The sequence below is a fragment of the Kitasatospora sp. NPDC001683 genome (assembly GCF_053596495.1).
Genome location: NZ_JBSFGK010000201.1, coordinates 1 through 4,642, shown reverse-complemented (window position 1 = coordinate 4,642; position 4,642 = coordinate 1). Strand labels below are relative to the sequence as shown.

Below are 4,642 nucleotides of genomic sequence, written 5' to 3'. Positions count from 1 at the left end.
TGCCGGTGGCGGAGGCGGTCGTGTCGGGTGAGGGCCTGGGGCGTACGGGGATGGCGCAGCCGGCGTTGTTCGCGTTGCAGGTGGCGCAGTTCCGGTTGTTGTCGTCCTGGGGCGTGAGTCCGTCGGTGCTGGTCGGGCATTCGGTGGGTGAGATCGCGGCGGCGCATGTGGCGGGTGTGCTGGACCTGGTGGATGCGTGCCGGCTGGTGCGTGCCCGTGCCGGTTTGATGGACGCCCTGCCCGAGGGCGGGGTGATGGTCGCGGTCGAGGCCGCCGAGGACGAGGTCACGCCGTTACTCACCGGCGGTGTGGGGATTGCGGCGGTCAACTCGTCGACGTCGCTGGTGGTTTCGGGCGTCGAGGCCGAGGTCCTGAAGGTGATCGAGGGGCTGGCGGGTCGGCGGACGAAGCGGTTGGACGTGAGCCATGCCTTCCACTCGCCGCTGATGGAGCCGATGCTTGAGGACTTCCGCACGGTTGTGGAGGGTCTGACGTTCCACGAGCCGCGTATCGCGGCGGTCTCCTCGGTCACTGGCCGTCCGGTGGAGGGCGAGTGGTCGCAGCCGCAGTACTGGGTCGAGCACGTGTCCCGTACGGTCCGTTTCGCCGACGCCCTCGAAGTCGCCAACACCGGTGCCTGGGTGGAGCTCGGCCCGGACGGTGTGCTGTCCGCCCTCGCGGACAACGCCGTCCCGGTGCTGCGCAAGGACCGCGGTGAGTACCGGCAGGCGGTCACCGCGCTGGCGCACGCCTTCGTCCACGGCGCTGACGTCGACTGGCCGGCCCTGTTCGCCCCTCACGACCCTCAGCGTGTCGCCCTGCCGACCTACCCCTTCCAGCGCGAGCGCTACTGGCTGAAGCCCGCCCCGACCAACCGGGCCGCCACGCCCTTCTCCCAGGACTCCTGGCTCTACCAGGTGGGTTGGCAACAGCTCGAGCTGCCGCGCCGGGACGCGCTGCCCGGGACCTGGCTGGTCCTCGCGTCGGACGCGCGCGATCGGGACGACGTCCTGGCGGCGGCCGCGCGACGCATCGAGGCCGCTGCCGAGGAGGTCGTCCGCGTGGAGGTCGGCCCGCTCGACGGGCCCGCCGTCGTCGACCGGCTGCGCGAGGCGGTCGGGGACCGGCCGCTCGCCGGTGCGGTCTCCCTGCTCGGTCCGCAGGTGGGCGCCCTGGTGGACGTGGTGCGGGCGCTGGAGACGGTGCCGGTGTGGGCCCTGACCCACGGCGCGGTGGCCGTGGCGACCGACGAACCGGTGGATCCGGACGGCATCGGCCCCTGGGCGGTCGCCCGGGTGCTCGCCTGGGAGCAGGCCGACGGCTGGGGCGGTGTGGTGGACCTGCCCGCCGAGCCGGGCGAGCCGGACTGGGCACGGCTGTGGGACCTGCTGGCCGCGGGCCGGGACGGCGACGACCAGGTGGCCGTGCGGTCCGGGCGGCTCCTGACCCGGCGGCTGCGGAGCGCGCGGCCCGGCGGCAGCGCGGTGAACCTGAGCGGCACGGTCGCGGTCGTCGGCGACCTCGGGGCCCGGACGGGCGTGCTCGCGGACTGGCTGTTCGGCGCGGGGGCCGACCGGGTCGTGCTGGTCGGCGAGGTGGCCGAGGCCATCGAGCTGCCGGCGCGCGTCGAGGTGCTGCCGTGGAACGGCACCAGCCGTGCGGAACTCGCCGACAGTACCGTCGTGTTCCTCGACGAGGACCGCTGGGAGACGGATCCGCTGACCGCGAACCAGTGGCAGAGCCTGGTCACCGCGCGGCGGGAACGGCTCTGGGAACTGCACGAATGGGCCGGCGACAGGCCGTTGCTGGTCCTCTCCTCCGCCGTCGGCGTCATCGGCGGTGCTCCCGCGCCCAGCGTCACCCAGGTCGCCGCCGAGGCGGTGATCCAGCACCGCCGGTCGCTCGGCCTGCCCGGGACGGCGGTCGCGATCGGGCCGGACGAGACCGGGCAGGGGGCGCTCGGCTTCCGTCCGCTCTCCCTGGGCGACGCCCTGCGGCTGATCAGCGCCGACCGGGAGCAGGCCATCGTCGCCGACGTGGACTGGTCGCAGGTGGTCTCGTCGCCGACGGTGGCGCGTCCCCACCGGCTCGTGGCGGAGCTGCCCGAGGTCAGGTCCCTCCTCGGCGCGGACGCCCGGGCGCTGCGCGAGCGGCTGGTCGGCCTGACCGAGGCGGACCGCAGGCAGGCGCTCCTCGGACTCGTCCGGACCGAGGTGGCCGGCGTCCTGGGCTACCCGGACCCCGGGTCGCTGGAGACCGCCCGTGCCTTCACCGAACTCGGCTTGACCTCGCTCACCGCCGTCGACCTGCGCAACCGGCTGAACGCGCGCACCGGCCTGCGGCTTTCCGTCTCGCTCGCCTTCGACCGGCCCACCGTGGAGGCCATCGGGGACCACCTCGCCGCCGAACTGTTCGGCGCGAGCGAGGAACTCGCGCCGGTCGCGGCCGCCGTCAGTGACGAGCCGATGGCGATCGTCGGCATGGCCTGCCGCTTCCCCGGCGGGGTCGGCTCGCCGGACGACCTGTGGCGGGTCGTCGCCGACGGCCTCGACGTGATCTCGCCGTTCCCCACCGATCGTGGCTGGAACCTGGAGGACCTGTACGACCCGGACGCCACCGCGTCGGGCAAGAGCTACACGGCGGAAGGCGGCTTCCTCCACGACGCACCCCAGTTCGACGCGGGCTTCTTCGGCATCTCGCCGCGCGAGGCGCTGGGCATGGACCCGCAGCAGCGGCTGTTGCTCGAAACCGCCTGGGAGGCCTTCGAGCAGGCCGGCCTCGACCCCACGGCCCTGCGCGACAGCCGGACCGGGGTGTTCATCGGCGGCAACGGGCAGGACTACGCCACCACGATGACGCGCGTTCCGGCCGGCGTCGACGGATACCTCATGACCGGCAACGCGGCCAGCGTCCTGGCGGGCCGGATCGCGTACACCTTCGGGTTCACCGGGCCGACGCTGACGGTCGACACGGCGTGCTCGTCCTCGCTGGTCGCGCTGCACCTGGCGGCGCAGGCGCTGCGCAACGGCGAGTGCTCGCTGGGCGTCGTGGGCGGGGTGACGGTGATGTCGTCCCCCGGCACCTTCGTGGAGTTCTCCCGCCAGCGCGGGTTGGCGCCGGACGGGCGGTGCAAGTCGTTCTCGGCCGATGCGGACGGGACGGGCTGGTCCGAGGGTGTCGGTGTGCTGCTCGTGGAGCGTCTTTCGGATGCGCGGCGCAATGGGCACCAGGTGCTCGCGGTGGTGCGGGGCAGTGCGGTCAACCAGGACGGTGCGAGCAATGGGTTGACGGCGCCGAACGGGCCTTCGCAGGAGCGGGTGATCCGGGCGGCGTTGGCGTCGGCGGGGCTCGCGGCGTCCGAGGTGGACGCGGTGGAGGCGCACGGGACGGGCACGAGGCTCGGGGACCCGATCGAGGCGCAGGCGCTGTTGGCGACGTACGGGCGTGAACGTGAGGCGGACCGGCCGTTGTGGCTGGGGTCGATCAAGTCGAACATCGGGCACACCCAGGCGGCCGCCGGTGTGGCGGGTGTGATCAAGATGGTGATGGCGATGCGGCACGGTGTACTGCCGCGGTCGTTGCACCTGGACGCGCCGACCTTGCACGTGGACTGGGACGCGGGGGCGGTGGAGCTGCTCTCGGAGGCCCGGGAGTGGTCGGCGGGGGAGCGGCCCCGGCGAGCCGGCGTGTCGGCCTTCGGTGCGAGTGGGACGAACGCGCATGTGATCGTGGAGGAGGGTGACCCGGCTCCGGTAACCGAGGTTGCTGGTGGTCGGGTTGGGATGCCGGTGGTGCCGTGGGTGGTGTCGGCGCGGTCGCCGGAGGCGTTGCGGGCGCGGCTGGAGCAGGCGGCGTCGTTCGCTGGTGATCCGGTGGATGCGGGTTGGTCGCTGGTGACGTCGCGGTCGGTGTTCGCGCACCGGGCGGTGCTGCTGGGTGCGGACCGGGAGGAACTCCTTTCCGCTGAGCCGGTGTTGGCCGACGCCGCCGCTACGGCTGGTGTGGGTTTCCTGTTCGCGGGCCAGGGTGGTCAGCGGGTCGGGATGGGCCGGGAGTTGTACGAGGCGTTCCCGGTCTTCCGTACGGCGTTCGACGAGGTGTGTGCTCAGCTCGGCCTGCCGGTGGCGGAGGCGGTCGTGTCGGGTGAGGGACTGGGGCGTACGGGGATGGCGCAGCCGGCGTTGTTCGCGTTGCAGGTGGCGCAGTTCCGGTTGTTGTCGTCCTGGGGCGTTACCCCGACTGTGCTGGTCGGGCATTCAGTGGGTGAGATCGCGGCGGCGCATGTGGCGGGTGTGCTGGACCTGGTGGATGCGTGCCGGCTGGTGCGTGCCCGTGCCGGTTTGATGGATGCCCTGCCCGAGGGCGGGGTGATGGTCGCGGTCGAGGCCGCCGAGGACGAGGTCACGCCGTTGCTGACCGAGGGTGTGGGGATTGCGGCGGTCAACTCGGCGACGTCGGTGGTGGTTTCGGGCGTCGAGGCCGAGGTCCTGAAGGTGATCGAGGGGCTGGCGGGTCGGCGGACGAAGCGGTTGGACGTGAGCCATGCCTTCCATTCGCCGCTGATGGGGCCGATGCTTGAGGACTTCCGCACGGTGGTGGAGGGTCTGACGTTCCACGAGCCGCGTATCGCGGCGGTCTCCTC

General features: G+C 72.8%; 1 protein-coding gene. It reads left to right on the top strand.

Going from position 1 to position 4,642, the window contains the following annotated elements:
* Nucleotides 1-20: 20 nt before the first annotated feature.
* A partial coding sequence (locus ACWCYO_RS40300) for a beta-ketoacyl synthase N-terminal-like domain-containing protein (RefSeq protein WP_449787012.1) occupies nt 21-4,642 on the top strand: 4,622 nt, incomplete at its 3' end.